12 protein-coding genes and 1 tRNA gene are annotated in these 12565 nt (G+C 65.5%); 5 read left to right on the top strand and 8 right to left on the bottom strand.

All coding sequences use genetic code 11. The features are described from left to right. The first annotated feature begins 214 nt into the window (after nt 1–214). The 3 genes from ACEN8G_RS15780 (at nt 215) to ACEN8G_RS15770 (ending at nt 2687) form a co-directional block, all read left to right on the top strand. Nucleotides 215–301: transfer RNA gene (locus ACEN8G_RS15780), tRNA-Leu, on the top strand. A gap of 164 nt (nt 302–465) precedes the next feature. Next, the gene (locus ACEN8G_RS15775; protein WP_413413786.1) at nt 466–1731 is read left to right on the top strand and encodes a tyrosine-type recombinase/integrase; all 1266 of its coding nucleotides are present in this window, start codon (nt 466–468) and stop codon (nt 1729–1731) included. A gap of 140 nt (nt 1732–1871) precedes the next feature. Next, nucleotides 1872–2687, top strand: coding sequence for a MerR family transcriptional regulator (locus tag ACEN8G_RS15770; RefSeq protein WP_413413792.1), 816 nt, complete (start codon nt 1872–1874; stop codon nt 2685–2687). Between the two features lie 163 nt (nt 2688–2850). On the opposite strand, the gene ACEN8G_RS15765 is transcribed toward ACEN8G_RS15770, so the two are convergent. The 5 genes from ACEN8G_RS15765 to ACEN8G_RS15745 form a co-directional block, all read right to left on the bottom strand. Beyond that, nucleotides 2851–3006, bottom strand: coding sequence for a hypothetical protein (locus ACEN8G_RS15765; protein ID WP_413413785.1), 156 nt, complete (start codon nt 3004–3006; stop codon nt 2851–2853). A gap of 22 nt (nt 3007–3028) precedes the next feature. Then, on the bottom strand, nt 3029–3457 hold the full coding sequence (locus tag ACEN8G_RS15760; RefSeq protein WP_413413784.1) for a winged helix-turn-helix transcriptional regulator: 429 nt from the start codon (nt 3455–3457) through the stop codon (nt 3029–3031). After that, the gene (locus ACEN8G_RS15755; RefSeq protein ID WP_413413782.1) at nt 3454–6558 is read right to left on the bottom strand and encodes an efflux RND transporter permease subunit; all 3105 of its coding nucleotides are present in this window, start codon (nt 6556–6558) and stop codon (nt 3454–3456) included. Before ACEN8G_RS15755 ends, ACEN8G_RS15760 begins: the two co-directional genes overlap by 4 nt. Next, entirely contained in the window at nt 6555–7577 is a 1023-nt protein-coding gene (locus ACEN8G_RS15750; RefSeq protein WP_413413791.1) for an efflux RND transporter periplasmic adaptor subunit, read from the bottom strand. The genes ACEN8G_RS15755 and ACEN8G_RS15750 overlap by 4 nt, the downstream gene beginning before the upstream one ends. Before the next feature lie 136 nt (nt 7578–7713). Further along, a complete protein-coding gene (locus tag ACEN8G_RS15745) occupies nt 7714–8277 on the bottom strand; it encodes a TetR/AcrR family transcriptional regulator (RefSeq protein WP_413413781.1) in 564 nt (187 codons plus the stop codon). Nucleotides 8278–8412: 135 nt separating this feature from the next. Here ACEN8G_RS15745 and ACEN8G_RS15740 point away from each other — a divergent pair, with 135 nt between their 5' ends. Together ACEN8G_RS15740 and ACEN8G_RS15735 are read left to right on the top strand one after the other, a co-directional pair. Continuing rightward, nucleotides 8413–9888, top strand: a complete 1476-nt coding sequence (locus ACEN8G_RS15740) for an efflux transporter outer membrane subunit (protein WP_413413780.1) — start codon at nt 8413–8415, stop codon at nt 9886–9888. Nucleotides 9889–9953: 65 nt separating this feature from the next. Beyond that, nucleotides 9954–10847: an NAD(P)/FAD-dependent oxidoreductase gene (locus ACEN8G_RS15735; protein WP_413413779.1), complete on the top strand. Its 894-nt coding sequence runs from the start codon at nt 9954–9956 to the stop codon at nt 10845–10847. A 95-nt stretch (nt 10848–10942) separates the two neighbouring features. On the opposite strand, the gene ACEN8G_RS15730 is transcribed toward ACEN8G_RS15735, so the two are convergent. Genes ACEN8G_RS15730 through ACEN8G_RS15720 form a run of 3 tightly spaced genes read right to left on the bottom strand, consistent with a single transcriptional unit; the run spans nt 10943 to nt 12565 of the window. Further along, nucleotides 10943–11143, bottom strand: coding sequence for a hypothetical protein (locus ACEN8G_RS15730; RefSeq protein WP_413413778.1), 201 nt, complete (start codon nt 11141–11143; stop codon nt 10943–10945). Continuing rightward, nucleotides 11140–11349, bottom strand: coding sequence for a DUF2274 domain-containing protein (locus tag ACEN8G_RS15725; protein ID WP_413413777.1), 210 nt, complete (start codon nt 11347–11349; stop codon nt 11140–11142). The genes ACEN8G_RS15730 and ACEN8G_RS15725 overlap by 4 nt, the downstream gene beginning before the upstream one ends. Before the next feature lies 1 nt (nt 11350). Beyond that, entirely contained in the window at nt 11351–12565 is a 1215-nt protein-coding gene (locus ACEN8G_RS15720; protein ID WP_413413789.1) for a TrbI/VirB10 family protein, read from the bottom strand.

Below are 12565 nucleotides of genomic sequence, written 5' to 3'. Positions count from 1 at the left end.
GCCGGCGGGTGGATGCCATTGGCGCAACACCGTGCCGTCGCTTCCCTTCAAGCGCCTGATCCTCCGGGCTGTATCGCGCGGCCCCGGCCGGCAACGCGGCCGACAGCGGGCGGATAGGTCCGCATTTGCGCAGCGCAATAAAATGATCCGCAAAATGTTTTCGGAGCTGTTGACAGCGGATTGGGTCCCCCGTAGAGGCGCTCGCCTACCCCGTGCCCAGATGGCGGAATTGGTAGACGCACCAGCTTCAGGTGCTGGCGCTCGCAAGGGCGTGGAGGTTCGAGTCCTCTTCTGGGCACCATTTTCCCAGTCCATTGACGTCCAGAGGCGTCGCGTAAGTGGCTGGGTAAAAAGCCTTTTTCCAAATATCTTTCCGACGAGATTTGGGCGGGTCCGCCGACATACCACCAACTTTGGTGGCATAAATCGGCAGTGGATTCGCCCGTTTTCGGACGGAGATACCCCATGGCTCTTACGGCCCTTACGATCAGAAACGCGCAACCTCGAACGAAGCCCTACAAGCTCAGCGACGAGCGCTCCCTCTTCCTCCTGGTGATGCCGAACGGCGCTAAGTACTGGCGACTGCGCTATCGCTTCCTCGACAAGCAGAAGACGCTCGCGATCGGCGTGTGGCCCGAGGTCAGCCTTGCCGACGCCCGCGTCAAACGCGACTCCGCGCGACGGATGGTCGCGGACGGCATCGATCCGATGGTCGAGAAGAAGCGCCGGAAGCTGCGCGCCCATTTCGATGCGAACAACACGTTCCGGGCGGTCGCCGAGGAGTGGTTCGTCAAGATCACCCGGGAAGAGCGGGCGGAAGTGACGCTCAGCAAGGTGCGCTGGCTGCTCGAGAAGGTCTATCCGTTCATCGGGGAGCTGCCGATACATGAGATCGAAGTGCAGGAAGTGCTGGCCGTGCTTCGAAAGATCGAGGCAACCGGCCGCTATGAGAGCGCGCGGCGCATGCGAAGTGTGATCAGCCGCGTGTTTCGCTACGGCATCGCCACGGGGCGGGCGAAGGTTGACCCTGCACGCGACCTGCGCGGCGCGATCATCGTCCCCAAGACAAAGCACTTCGCCGCGATCACGCGCCCGAAAGAGGTCGGCAAGCTGCTCCGGGACATCGACGATTGCCCCGGATACACGATCACCAAGCTCGCGCTGCGAATGACGCCGCACGTCTTCGTGCGCCCTGGAGAACTGCGCCGAGCCGAATGGAGCGAATTCGATCTGGAGCGCGCGGTCTGGTCGATTCCGGCCGAGAAGATGAAGATGCGCTGGCCACATCAGGTGCCGCTGTCGCGGCAGGTGCTCGACCTGCTCGACGAGATACGTCCGCTGACCGGCCACAGTCCCTATGTCTTCCCGGCCTCGCATACCTGGAAGCGCCCCATGTCGGAGAATACCGTCACCTTCGCGCTCCGGCGTATGGGTTACAGCGGCAGCGAGATGACCGCGCATGGCTTTCGCGCGATGGCAGCAACGCTGCTGAACGAGATGGGGCTGTGGAACCCGGACGCGATCGAACGGCAGCTCGCGCACATGGAGAACAACGGCGTGCGGCGCGCCTATGCGCGCGGACAATATTGGGAAGAGCGCGTGCGGATGATGCAGCACTGGTCCGACTATCTCGACCAGCTTCGCGGCGGAGACGATAGCGGAAAGCCCGCCGATGACAGCAAGGTCGTTACAGTCGATTTCGGCAGCCGATCAAGGCGATTACACGGGTAGGGGTGCGCGTCGGCCCAAATCGGCGGCGGTTTTGCGCCTCATTATCGGCCGTTAGGAGACTACGCTTCTACATTTGGAAGCGGTCGTGAGATTGTGCTTGCGCCGGCCCCTGGGGCAGGCCCGATAGGTTGGTGCGTTCGATGAAGGACGGCGTCGTGGCAAACTCTGGACCCAATCTTCGCACTGCCGAGGTCGCTCGCCGATTAGGGGTGAGCGTGAAAGCGCTCCGACTTTATGAAGCCCACGGCCTGGTAAAAGCGGACCGCACCGCGGCTGGCTGGCGAGTTTACGGGCCGGAGCAGATCGCGCGGCTCCATCATGTGATGGCGCTAAAGAGCTTTGGGTTCTCGCTCAGCCGGATAGCTGCTTTGGTATCCGGCGGCTTACCCGATCTCTCCAGCTTCCTCGCATTGCAAGAACGGGTGCTCCGCGAAGAAGCACGACGAGTGGAGCGCGCGCTTCACCTCATCGCCGCAGCGCGAGCCAAAATCGCCGTGAGCGCGGGCCTTTCACCGGACTATCTGATAAACCTCACCAAGGAAATCACGATGAACGAGAAGAGCAACGACGATCTGGCGGCGCGCTACGAAAGAATCGCGGCTAGGCATCTTTCTGCCTCAGACCAAGCAGAACTGGCGACCAATGGTGCGAAGAGCATGCTCGAACCAGACGCCGGCTGGGAAGCGCTGCACGCGGAGGCGACGCGGCTCATGGAGACGGGTGACCCGCACACGCCCGAAGCGGTGGACCTTGCCCGGCGCTGGATGAACAAGGTGTTCGAGGCGACCAACGGTGATCCGATCCTCACGCGAAAGGTAAAGGCAGTTGCGCGAGACATGCATGACGAGCCTGCCTTCGCGGCCGCGTCAAGCTCGTCCAATGCGATGATGGATTTTGTGTCGCAAGCCTATGGCGCGGCAATCGCTGCCGGAATCATGCCCAAGCCGGCCAGCTGATCCAGGCTGTGCCCTCCGGCCTGAGCAAGCATCAGGCCGGAGGGCTCTGAGATCACTGAGCGGGGCTGCTTCGCGCCCCACATCGGTGGTCTGCTAGCGTCATCGGCATTCCCGAAGGCTGCCCGTCGCGCGATCCGCCGGCCAACGATGCGGGGCGAGGCTATTAGGCGGAGATCTGGGACTTTTTGCCGATGTCGGTTACTGTACGTTCGAGCTGCTCGACTCGCGCCGTGAGATCGGCGAGCGGGTCATAGTCTGCGGCATCGGCCAGAGCCTCGAAAGTACGCCAGACCCGGCGGAGGGTTTCCTTCAGCTTCATCGTGACTGCTCCTTTCCAGGGCCTATGATTCACCAGTGCGACGCGAGGGGATGGAAATATCGGATTGCGTGGCTCGCCAGCTTGCGAGCGCGCCGAGAACCGGCTTCAACCCGGCGCCGATTTCGGTCAGCGCGTAAACGTGGCTGGCATGCGGGGGTGGGAGATAGCGCCGCTCAACGATCCCCGCGCATTCCAGCGCTCGGAGCCGGTCGGTGAGGATATTCGCGCTGACGCGTGGGATCGCAGACCGCAGGTCCGCGAACCGCTGCTCACCGGTGTTGAGACACGCAAGGATCCGCAATACCCATCGTCCCTCGAGCGGCGCGATCGGATCTTCGACGTCGCTACCATCGTGGGAAGCGGTTGAGGAATCGACAGGCCGGAGAGACTTCCTTATCCCGCTCTCCTGACAGGGCGTCGCGCCCAGCCCGCCAGGTTCCGCGGCACTCATGCCGCCGCTACCACCGCTGGCGGATTCTGCTCGCCGGGTTTGATCCGGTACCAGAGTGCATAGAGCGCGGGCAGGAAGACGAGCGTCAGGATCGTGCCGATCAGCGTGCCGCCGATCAGGGTGAAGGCCATCGCGCCCCAGAAGACCGAATGGGTGAGGGGCACGAAGGCGAGGACCGCAGCCAGCGCCGTCAGGATCACCGGACGCGAGCGCTGCACCGTCGCCTCGACCACCGCGTCGAACGGCGTCCGGCCCTGGTGTTCATTCTCGTGGATCTGGCCGATGAGGATCAGCGTGTTGCGCATCAGGATTCCGGCCAGCGAGATCAGCCCCAGGATGGCGTTGAACCCGAAGGGCTGGCCGGCCACCAGCAGCGTCGGCACCACGCCGATCAAGCCCAGCGGCGCGGTCAGCAGTACGATCGTCATCGCGGAGAAGCTGCGGACCTGCAGCATGATGACGATCATCATCAACAGGATCATGATCGGGAAGACCGGGGCGAGCGCGGCGTTGGCCTTGCCCGCTTCCTCGATCGAGCCGCCCATGTCGATTTGATAGCCCGGCGGCAGCGTGTCGATCACGGGCTGGAGCTTTCGTAACATCGCGGTCGAAACGTCAGGCGGCTGCAGGCCGTTGGCGATATCGCCACGTACGGTGATCGTCGGCACGCGGTCGCGGCGCAGCAGGATCGGGTCCTCCATGCGCAACTCGAGCTTGCCGACCTGGCTGATCGGAACGCGCTGGCCATTCGCCGCGGTCAGCGTGAAATCGCCGATGCGCGCGGGATCGAGTCGGGTCTCCCCGGCGGAACGCGCGACCACATCGACGGTGCGGATGTCCTCGCGCGCCTGCGAAACCGTCACGCCCGAGAGCAGGAACTGCAGCTGCTCGCCGACATCGCCCGAGGTAAGGCCCATGGCACGCAATCGGTCCTGATCGAGCACGAAGTGAAGCGTCGGCACGCGCTCGCCCCAGTCGGTGTTGACCGTGCGCATCATCGGATCCGCGACCATGATCGTGCGGACCTGCTCGGCGATGGCGCGCACCTTGTCGACATCGGGTCCGCTGACGCGGAACGCGACCGGATAGGGCGAAGGGGGACCGAACAGGAGCTGCGTCGCACGCACCTGCGCCGTCGGAGCGAGACCGTCAGCAACCGCACGCCGCAGCCGCTCCTTCAGCGCATCGCGCGCCTCCTCGTCCGGCGTGCGCACGATGATCTTGGCGAAGGACGGATCGGGCAGTTCGGGCGAAAGCGACATGAAGAAGCGCGGCGCGCCTTGCCCGACATAGGCGGTGACGATTTGCGCCTCCGGCTGTTTGCGCAGCCAGGCTTCGACCTGTTCGGTCGCAGCGCTGGTCTGCTCGATCGAGGTGCCCTTGGGCATCTGGACTTCGACCAAGACCTCGGGCCGGTCGGAAGTGGGGAAGAACTGCTTCTTCACCAGCACCATGCCCGCGCCGGCGACGAGGAATGCGACCAGCGTCGAGATCGTCACCAGCCGGTTGCGCGTCGCTGCCCAGCGGATCAATTGGCGCACCCTCTGGTAGCGCGGCGTCTGATAGATGGCGTCATGGCCGCCTTGGACCGGCTTGATCGCCGGCAGCAGCTTGACCCCCATATACGGCGTGAAGACCACTGCCACGAGCCAGGAGGCGAGCAGCGCGAAGCCGACCACCCAGAAGATGTTGCCCGCATATTCGCCGGCCGTGGACTTCGCGAAGCCGACCGGCATCAGGCCGATCACGGTCACCAGCGTACCCGCCAGCATCGGTGCCGCGGTGTGGCTCCAGGCATAGGCCGATGCCTTGATGCGATCGAAGCCCTCTTCCATCTTCACGACCATCATCTCGATCGCAATGATCGCGTCGTCGACGAGCAACCCGAGCGCCAGGACCAGTGCGCCCAGCGTGATGCGGTCCAGCACCCGCCCGGTAGACCACATGATGACCAGGACAATCGCAAGCGTCAGCGGGACCGCGCCCGCCACGACCATGCCGACCCTCCAGCCGAGCGCGATGAAACTGACGATCATCACGATCGCGAGCGCCTCCAGGAACGTCCGCATGAACTGATCGACCGCCGCCGAGATGTTCACCGACTGGTCGGTCACGGAGTCGAGAGTCATTCCCAGCGGCAGTTCGGAAGAGATCGCCGCGACTTCGGCCTTCAACGACTTGCCGAGATCGAGCCCGTTCCAACCCTCGCGCATGACCACGCCGAGCAGCAGCGTCGGCTCGCCCTGGTTGCGGATCAGGAAGGTAGCCGGATCCTCATAGCCGCGCCGGACCTGGGCGACGTCCGCCAGGCGCAGGGTCTTGCCATTGGCGGCGATCGGCAGGTCTCGGATCTTGTCGAGATCGTCGAAGGCGCCGTCGAGGCGCACCAGCACCTGCGGCCCGTTCGCCTCGACCGCGCCCGCAGGCGTGACCAGATTCTGCTGTGCGAGCGCCGAGAAGATCGCGCGCGGCGCTATGCCGAGCGTCGCCAGCCGATCCTGCGCGAACTCCACGAAGATGCGCTCGGGCCGCTCGCCGACGATGTTGATCTTCTTGACGCCGGGCACGTGCAGCAACCGCTGGCGCAGTGCCTCCGCCTGCCGGGCAAGCTCGCGCTGCGGCTCACCCTTCGCTTTCAGCGCATAGAGGGCGAAGGTCACATCGCCATATTCGTCGTTTACGAACGGACCGGCGACACCTTGGGGTAGCCTTGGCGTCTCGTCCTGCAGCTTCTTGCGTGCCTGGTAGAATTGTTCCTGCACTTCGGACGGGGGTGTCTGGTCGCGCAGGATCAGCGTCGTGAAGGCAAGGCCGGGGCGTGTGAACGTCTCCGCGCGGTCGTACCAGCGCAGCTCCTGCAGGCGCTTCTCGAGCGGCTCGGCGACCTGATCCTGCATTTCCTGCGCGGTGGCGCCGGGCCAAGCAGTGACCACGGTCATCTGCTTGATGGTGAAGCTCGGATCCTCGGCGCGGCCGAGGCTCAGAAAGGCGACGATGCCAGCGAGTGTGATGGCGACGATGAAGAACAGGGTGACCGCCCGCTCACGGACCGCCAGTGCGGACAGGTTGAACCTGCCCTTCGGCTCTGGCGTCTCGCTCAACGGACCGCCCCCACGATGCGAACCTGCTGGCCCTGGCGGAGCATGTGTGCGCCCAGCGCGACGAAACGCTCGCCCGGCCGCAGCCCTGCGGTGACGGTCGCGGCTTCCTCGCCGATCGTGACCAGTTTCACCGGACGCCAGCTGACCTTCGGGTTCGCCTGGCCGGCGATCGTCCAAACTCCCGGCCCTTGTCCGCGATCATAGATCGCGCTGAGTGGCACCGAGAGGGTCGAGGCCTGACCGGGCACGCCGAGCCGGATCGTAACCGTCGAACCCAGCGGGGCGGCCGCGGGAGCGCCGGCAAGGACGAAGCGCGCCTCGAAGGTCCGTGTCGCCGGGTCGGCGGCATCGCTGAGCTGGCGCAGCCGCGCGGTGCCGCCAAGGCCGCTATAGGTCCGCGCCTCCGCCTCGGTTCCAAGCGCGGGGCGGAGCGTCTCGGGCAGCGCAACGATCGCTTCGCGCGGGCCCGAGCGTGCAAGGCGGACGACCGTCTGGCCGGCCGCGACCACCTGTCCCGGCTCGGCAAGCGTCTCGGCTACGGTGCCGTCCGCGTCCGCGACCAGCACCGTATAGCCGGCATCGTTCCGGCTGACGCGCGCCTGCGCCTCGGCGGCGGAGAGCTGCGCACGCGCGGAAAGCGATGCGGCTTTCGCCTGGTCATAGGCGGAGGCGGAGACCGCGCCGGCCGAGACGAGCTCCCGATAGCGGCGCTCGTCGGCACTGGCCTGCACCTCGCGAGCGCGGGCGGCCGCCACCGTGCTCGCCGCCGCCTGCGCCGCGAGCGTGTAGTCCGTGGAGTCGATGCGCATCAGCGGCTGCCCACGGCGGACGACCTGCCCGGCATCGACCAACCGCTCCACCACCTTGCCCGCGACCCGGAAGCCGAGATCGCTCTGCACCCGCGAGCCGACGATGCCGGTGAATTCGCGATTCGCACCCTCAGCCGTGCCGGCGGCAGCGATTCGTACCAGTGGCGGTGCGGTTCGCGGATCAGCGTCCGGTTTCCCGCACCCTGCCAGCGCGCTGGCTGTCAGCCCAAGAAGCCCGATTGTTCGGGCGCTAGACGATATCGACAGGCGGGTTCCTCCTGTTCAGGCGGAACGAGATGTCATCAAGTGACCAATATGTCAACTAGTCACACATAAGCATTCAGCCTCAAGGTGCGAGGCTGCGCAGCACCAGTCCGGTCACCTCGGTCTGCGCATCGGGCAGGAGGTCGAGGCTGCGCTCGAGGAACACGGGGTCAATGAACGGCTTGAAGGCATAGAAGATCGATCGGCGGGTTTCGTCGAGCGGCGTCTTGCGCTCGAACTCGCCACTCTCGCGGCCTTCCTTCAGAATCTCTTCGAGGAGGCCCTGCAGGCGCTGGGTATAGACTCGCACGACCTCCCAGTTTTCGGACGAAGCATGGGCAGCGATCTCATAGAGCTTGCGATCGTTGAAGAGCAGCTCGACGGTCGCGTTGGTCAAGCTTTTCGCAAATCTGCGCAGCTTGTCGGTCGCGTCCTCCCCTTGGTCCACCGCCTCTCGGGCCTGGTCGAATAGCGCGGATACACATTCGGCGCAGATCGCTTCGCCGATCGCCTGCTTCGATTCGAAGAAGCGGTAGATATAGGCTTTGGAGAAGCCAATCTCGCGCGCGAGGTCTGATACCGTCGTCTTGTCATAGCCGTAATGCGCGAAGCATTCGCGTGCGGCCTTGACGATCTGATCCCGCACCGAATGCTCCGCCGGTCCCCGCGTGGCGACCTTGCTTGTAGCCTGAGTGTTCATGGGTCGGTCCATAGCGGCAAATGCCCGGATTGACAAATTGTGACCAATAATGTCATTGGTCACGAATTCATGAGATGGTTCATGAAGCTGCTGGCGGACGAGCGCATGCGCATTTCACCTTCGATTCTGACTATGGCCTCGACGGCCACGCTGCTCGGCGGCTGTGCCGTCGGTCCGTCCTATGTGGCGCCGGAGGTGGCAGCGCCACCGACGTTCATGGGCAGCCCCGCGGTCGAGACCGCCACGGGTCAGGCGGCAAAGGTCGACCTGGTGAACTGGTGGCGATCGTTCAACGATCCGCTGCTGGCGAGCCTGGTCGAACGCGCGCTGGCGCAGAATCTCGATTTGCAGCAGGCGGGTGCGCGCGTCGTGCAGGCGCGTGCCGCGCTGCGCCACGCCAAAGCCGATCTTCTCCCTTCCGGACAGGTCAGCGGCCAGGCGAGCGAGAATTATCAGTCGCTCGAAACGGCGCAGGGCCGGATCGCCGGCGCCTTGCCCGGTTTCGACCGCGAGGCCCAGAGCTATGATCTGAATCTCGGCGCGAGCTGGGAGCTCGATCTCTTCGGCGGCAAGGATGCCGCCCGCGATGCCGCGCGGGCCGACTGGCAGGCATCCGCGGCCGGCGCCGCTGCCGCACGGCTGGCCGTCGCGGCACAGACCGCCGACACCTATGTCGCGATCCGCAGCCTGCAGGCCCGGCTCGACGTCGCCCACAACCAGCTACAGGTCCAGCAGCAGCTGGTCGACCTGGTCGCGCTTCAGTATCGCAAGGGCGTGGCGGCCGAATTGCAGCTGCGCCAGGCCGAGGGCGCCCTGGCGCAAGTAAAAGCCGGCGTCCCGGAGCTCGAGCAGAATCTCGACACCGCGATGAACGCGCTGGATGTACTGCTAGGCCTTCAGCCCGGCTCGACCCGGCCCGAGCTCGCGGCGGTCGCGCCGATCCCCAACGTCCCTGCGGTCTCGGACGCGGGCGGTCCGGCCGCCTTGCTGCGCCGGCGCCCGGACATCATCGCGGCCGAACGCACGCTCGCCGCGTCGAATGCGCGGATCGGTGTTGCGATCTCTGAATATTACCCGAAATTCTCACTGAGCGGCCTGCTCGGCACCGCGACCATGGGCGTCGGCGGATTGTTCGGCGGCAATGCCACCCAGGCCAGCGGTGTTCTCGGACTGCGCTGGCGCCTGTTCGACTTTGGCCGCATCGACGCCGAGATCGCCGCTGCCCGGGGCCGCAACGCCGAGGCACTGGCGGCCTATCGCCTGACGGTCCTCAGAGCTTCGGAGGATGTGGAGAATGCCTTTTCGGCGCTCGTCAAGCAGCAGGCCCGCGCGCAGATCCTCGACCAGGGCGTCTCCTCGCTCGCCAAGGCCCGCGCGTCCTCCCTCGCCGCCTATAAGGGGGGCGTATCGAGCCTGCTCGATGTACTCGACGCCGATCAGCGCCTTCTCGCCAGCCGCGATGCCGAAATCCAGTCGAAAGCGGCTGCCGCCCGCGCCGCCATCGCCTCCTTCCGGGCTCTCGGCGGCGGATGGGATGCTGCGATTGCGCCCGGCTGAGCCGATGATGCGGTTGCTGCCTCCAGGTCGCCCAACACCCTCCCGCCACAACGGAGCGTATCACCATGGATGACGTCATCATCATCGGCGGCAGCTTTGCCGGCCTCGCCGCCGCGCTGCAGCTCGGCCGGGCCCGCCGCAAGGTCACCGTTCTCGATAGCGGCCTGCCGCGCAATCGCTTCGCCGGGCACTCGCACGGCATGCTCGGTCACGATCACAAGCCACCGCTCGACATCCTGGCCGAGGCGCGGCAACAGCTGGCGCGCTATCCCGCGATCAGGTTGGTCAATGCCCGGGCAGACAGTGTCTCCGGCGCCATCGACGATTTCTCCGTCCTCACTGCCGATGGCGAGAGCCTTGCGGCGCGGCGCCTGATCCTGAGCTATGGCGTGACCGACCAGATGCCCGATGTGCCCGGCTTCGCTGAAGGTTGGGGCAAGTCGATCATTCCTTGCCCCTATTGCGACGGCTTCGAGGTCGCCGATCAGCATTGGGGCCTCGTCTGGTCCGGCCCGCAGTCGCATAATCAGGTCAGGCTGTTCCACGATTGGACCGACACGCTGACGGTCCTGGCCGATCGCCACGACATTGCTCCCGATATCCGGGACGATCTGGCCCGCCGCGGCATAGCTGTCGTCGACGGCCGGATCGCCGAAATCGCCCATCACGCGGACCATAGCGCCATCGCCAGACTCGATAGCGGCTCCAAGGTTGCGGTGGACATCCTGTTCGCCCATCCGCGCAACAAGCCGTCCGCAAGCCTGCATGAAGGACTGGGCCTTGCCACAGTCGAGACGCCCCTCGGCATAATCCTGAAGGTCGACGAGCGTCGCGAAACGAGCATGCCCGGCATCTACGCCGCCGGCGATCTCACCAACCCCGGCATACCCTCGGTCACGACGGCATCGTGGCAAGGCGCGATGGCAGGCATCTCCGCCCAGCAGTCGATGTTGGTCTGAGCGACTAGGTTGGAGGATGAGCATCGACGTCGAACCGGACAGCGCGAGAAGTGGCTCGTCCGCCACAGGCTCTTAAGTGGACGAAGCCATTCGCTTTAGCTGCGTTCAAACAGCCGCTTCAGGCTGGGATAGAGGATGAAGGTCGATCGCCCGATCTTCACGGTCTCTATGGTCCCATCGCCGATGAGCTCGTAGATCGTGGAGCGACAGATGCCGGTGATCCTAACGGCGGTGGAGATCCGCACGCTGATCGGCTCCAGCGTAGTTTCATCGGGCTCCAGAGCACGCCGGCTCATTTCGGCCTCCCCTTGAATATCCGGTCGCTTTCCAAAAATGCAGCAAGCATGGCCGGAATCAGATCCGCCACCGGCTCCTCGCGGCCGTAGGTTTGCGCGTAGAGCGCTGCATACTCGCCGAGCGCCTGATGAAGATCTGGCATAAGGGAGATGGTGAGCTTGACCGGCGTGCGGTCCGGAAGCTGCGCTAGCTTGAGTTCGGGCATGTTATCGCTCCTGAGCTGGCCAGGGTGCGAGGACGATGTCCTTGTGCACCACGACGCGGAGGGGCCAGCCGGGCCGCACCTTGATGGTCGGCTGGACGTTAAGGTTCTTGGTGACGATCTGGTCGCCGGCGCGTGACGCGCCCTGCTGCGTGGACTCGCGGATGGCGCGGACGAGGTCCGTCTCACTGTTGCCCAGGCTAAGCTCGGTGCCGACCCCGAGCAGTGTCGAGAGCGCCACGCCCTTGAGCAATTGCCAGGTGTGCACATCAACCTTGTCCGAAAGCCCGGCATATCCCGCCATGTCCGTCGCCGGCACGTTATCGATCCGGATCGAGCTCCCGTTCGGGAGGACGATGCGCTGCCAGACGACCAATGCGCGGCGCTGGCCGAAGGCAACGACGCTGTCGTAGCTGCCGATCAGTCGGGCGCCCTGCGGGATAAGAAGGATGCGACCGCTGACGCTGTCATAGGCGTTCTCGGTCACCTGCGCCGTGACAAGTCCGGGCAGGTCTGAGTTGAGACCCGTGATCAGGCTGGCGGCGATGACGCTGCCGGCGTTCAACGTGTACGGCGAGACCGGCGCGACGAGCACGTGCGGGTTGATATCGCCGCCTTCATCCTTTGCCGCGAGAAACTCGGCCTTTCGCGCCTGACCGCCCGGATCCTTCTCGGGATCGAAGCCCATCTTCTGCGGCGCGGGTTGCTTGCCGGGATCAGTCGCCGACGCGGCGGTCATGCTCGGAGCACCGGAAGCACGGTCGGTGGCTCCGAGCTGGACGAGCACGCCGGACTCCCGCGCTGCCCTGTGTTCGGCCTCCCGCCGCTGGCGCTCGGCCTCGGCAGCCTGCGCAGTCCCGTCAACAGGGGCGGCCGGAGGTGCTTCCCCCAGCGCCTCCTGTCGCCGCAGGATCGGACGCCCGAGATCTCCCGGAAGCGGCGGGCCTAGCCTGGGCACGTCGCCATAGCTCTTAGGGGCGCCGGCAAGTGCATCGTCGGAGGCGTGGCCGGCGACATCCTTCTGGTCCTCGGCGCCTGCCACGATCCTGAACGTCGCCGGCTTGAGCGCGACCCAGGCGACGCCGACGATCGCGGAGGAGCTCAGGGCGGCGATCGCGATGATGGCCCCACGACGGAAGCGGACGATGCGGCTCGGGCGACCGCGCAGCACCAGGGTCTCGGGATCGACCTTGGGCAAGGGCGCGGCCGCGGGTGCCAT

Source organism: Sphingomonas sp. Sphisp66 (genome assembly GCF_047324325.1).
Lineage (GTDB): Bacteria > Pseudomonadota > Alphaproteobacteria > Sphingomonadales > Sphingomonadaceae > Sphingomonas.
The sequence above is the reverse complement of the archived record's forward strand: the minus strand, read 5'-3'. Positions and strand labels throughout refer to the sequence as shown.

Excerpts from the sequence above, each read along its gene's own strand:
- ACEN8G_RS15740 (WP_413413780.1), top strand. The coding sequence starts at position 8,413 with ATGAAGCTGCTGGCGGACGAGCGCATGCGCATTTCACCTTCGATTCTG.
- ACEN8G_RS15760 (WP_413413784.1), bottom strand. The coding sequence starts at position 3,457 with ATGAGTGCCGCGGAACCTGGCGGGCTGGGCGCGACGCCCTGTCAGGAG.
- ACEN8G_RS15735 (WP_413413779.1), top strand. The coding sequence starts at position 9,954 with ATGGATGACGTCATCATCATCGGCGGCAGCTTTGCCGGCCTCGCCGCC.
- ACEN8G_RS15765 (WP_413413785.1), bottom strand. The coding sequence starts at position 3,006 with ATGAAGCTGAAGGAAACCCTCCGCCGGGTCTGGCGTACTTTCGAGGCT.
- ACEN8G_RS15775 (WP_413413786.1), top strand. The coding sequence starts at position 466 with ATGGCTCTTACGGCCCTTACGATCAGAAACGCGCAACCTCGAACGAAG.
- ACEN8G_RS15720 (WP_413413789.1), bottom strand. The coding sequence starts at position 12,565 with ATGGCACCCGCGGCCGCGCCCTTGCCCAAGGTCGATCCCGAGACCCTG.
- ACEN8G_RS15730 (WP_413413778.1), bottom strand. The coding sequence starts at position 11,143 with ATGAGCCGGCGTGCTCTGGAGCCCGATGAAACTACGCTGGAGCCGATC.
- ACEN8G_RS15770 (WP_413413792.1), top strand. The coding sequence starts at position 1,872 with ATGAAGGACGGCGTCGTGGCAAACTCTGGACCCAATCTTCGCACTGCC.
- ACEN8G_RS15725 (WP_413413777.1), bottom strand. The coding sequence starts at position 11,349 with ATGCCCGAACTCAAGCTAGCGCAGCTTCCGGACCGCACGCCGGTCAAG.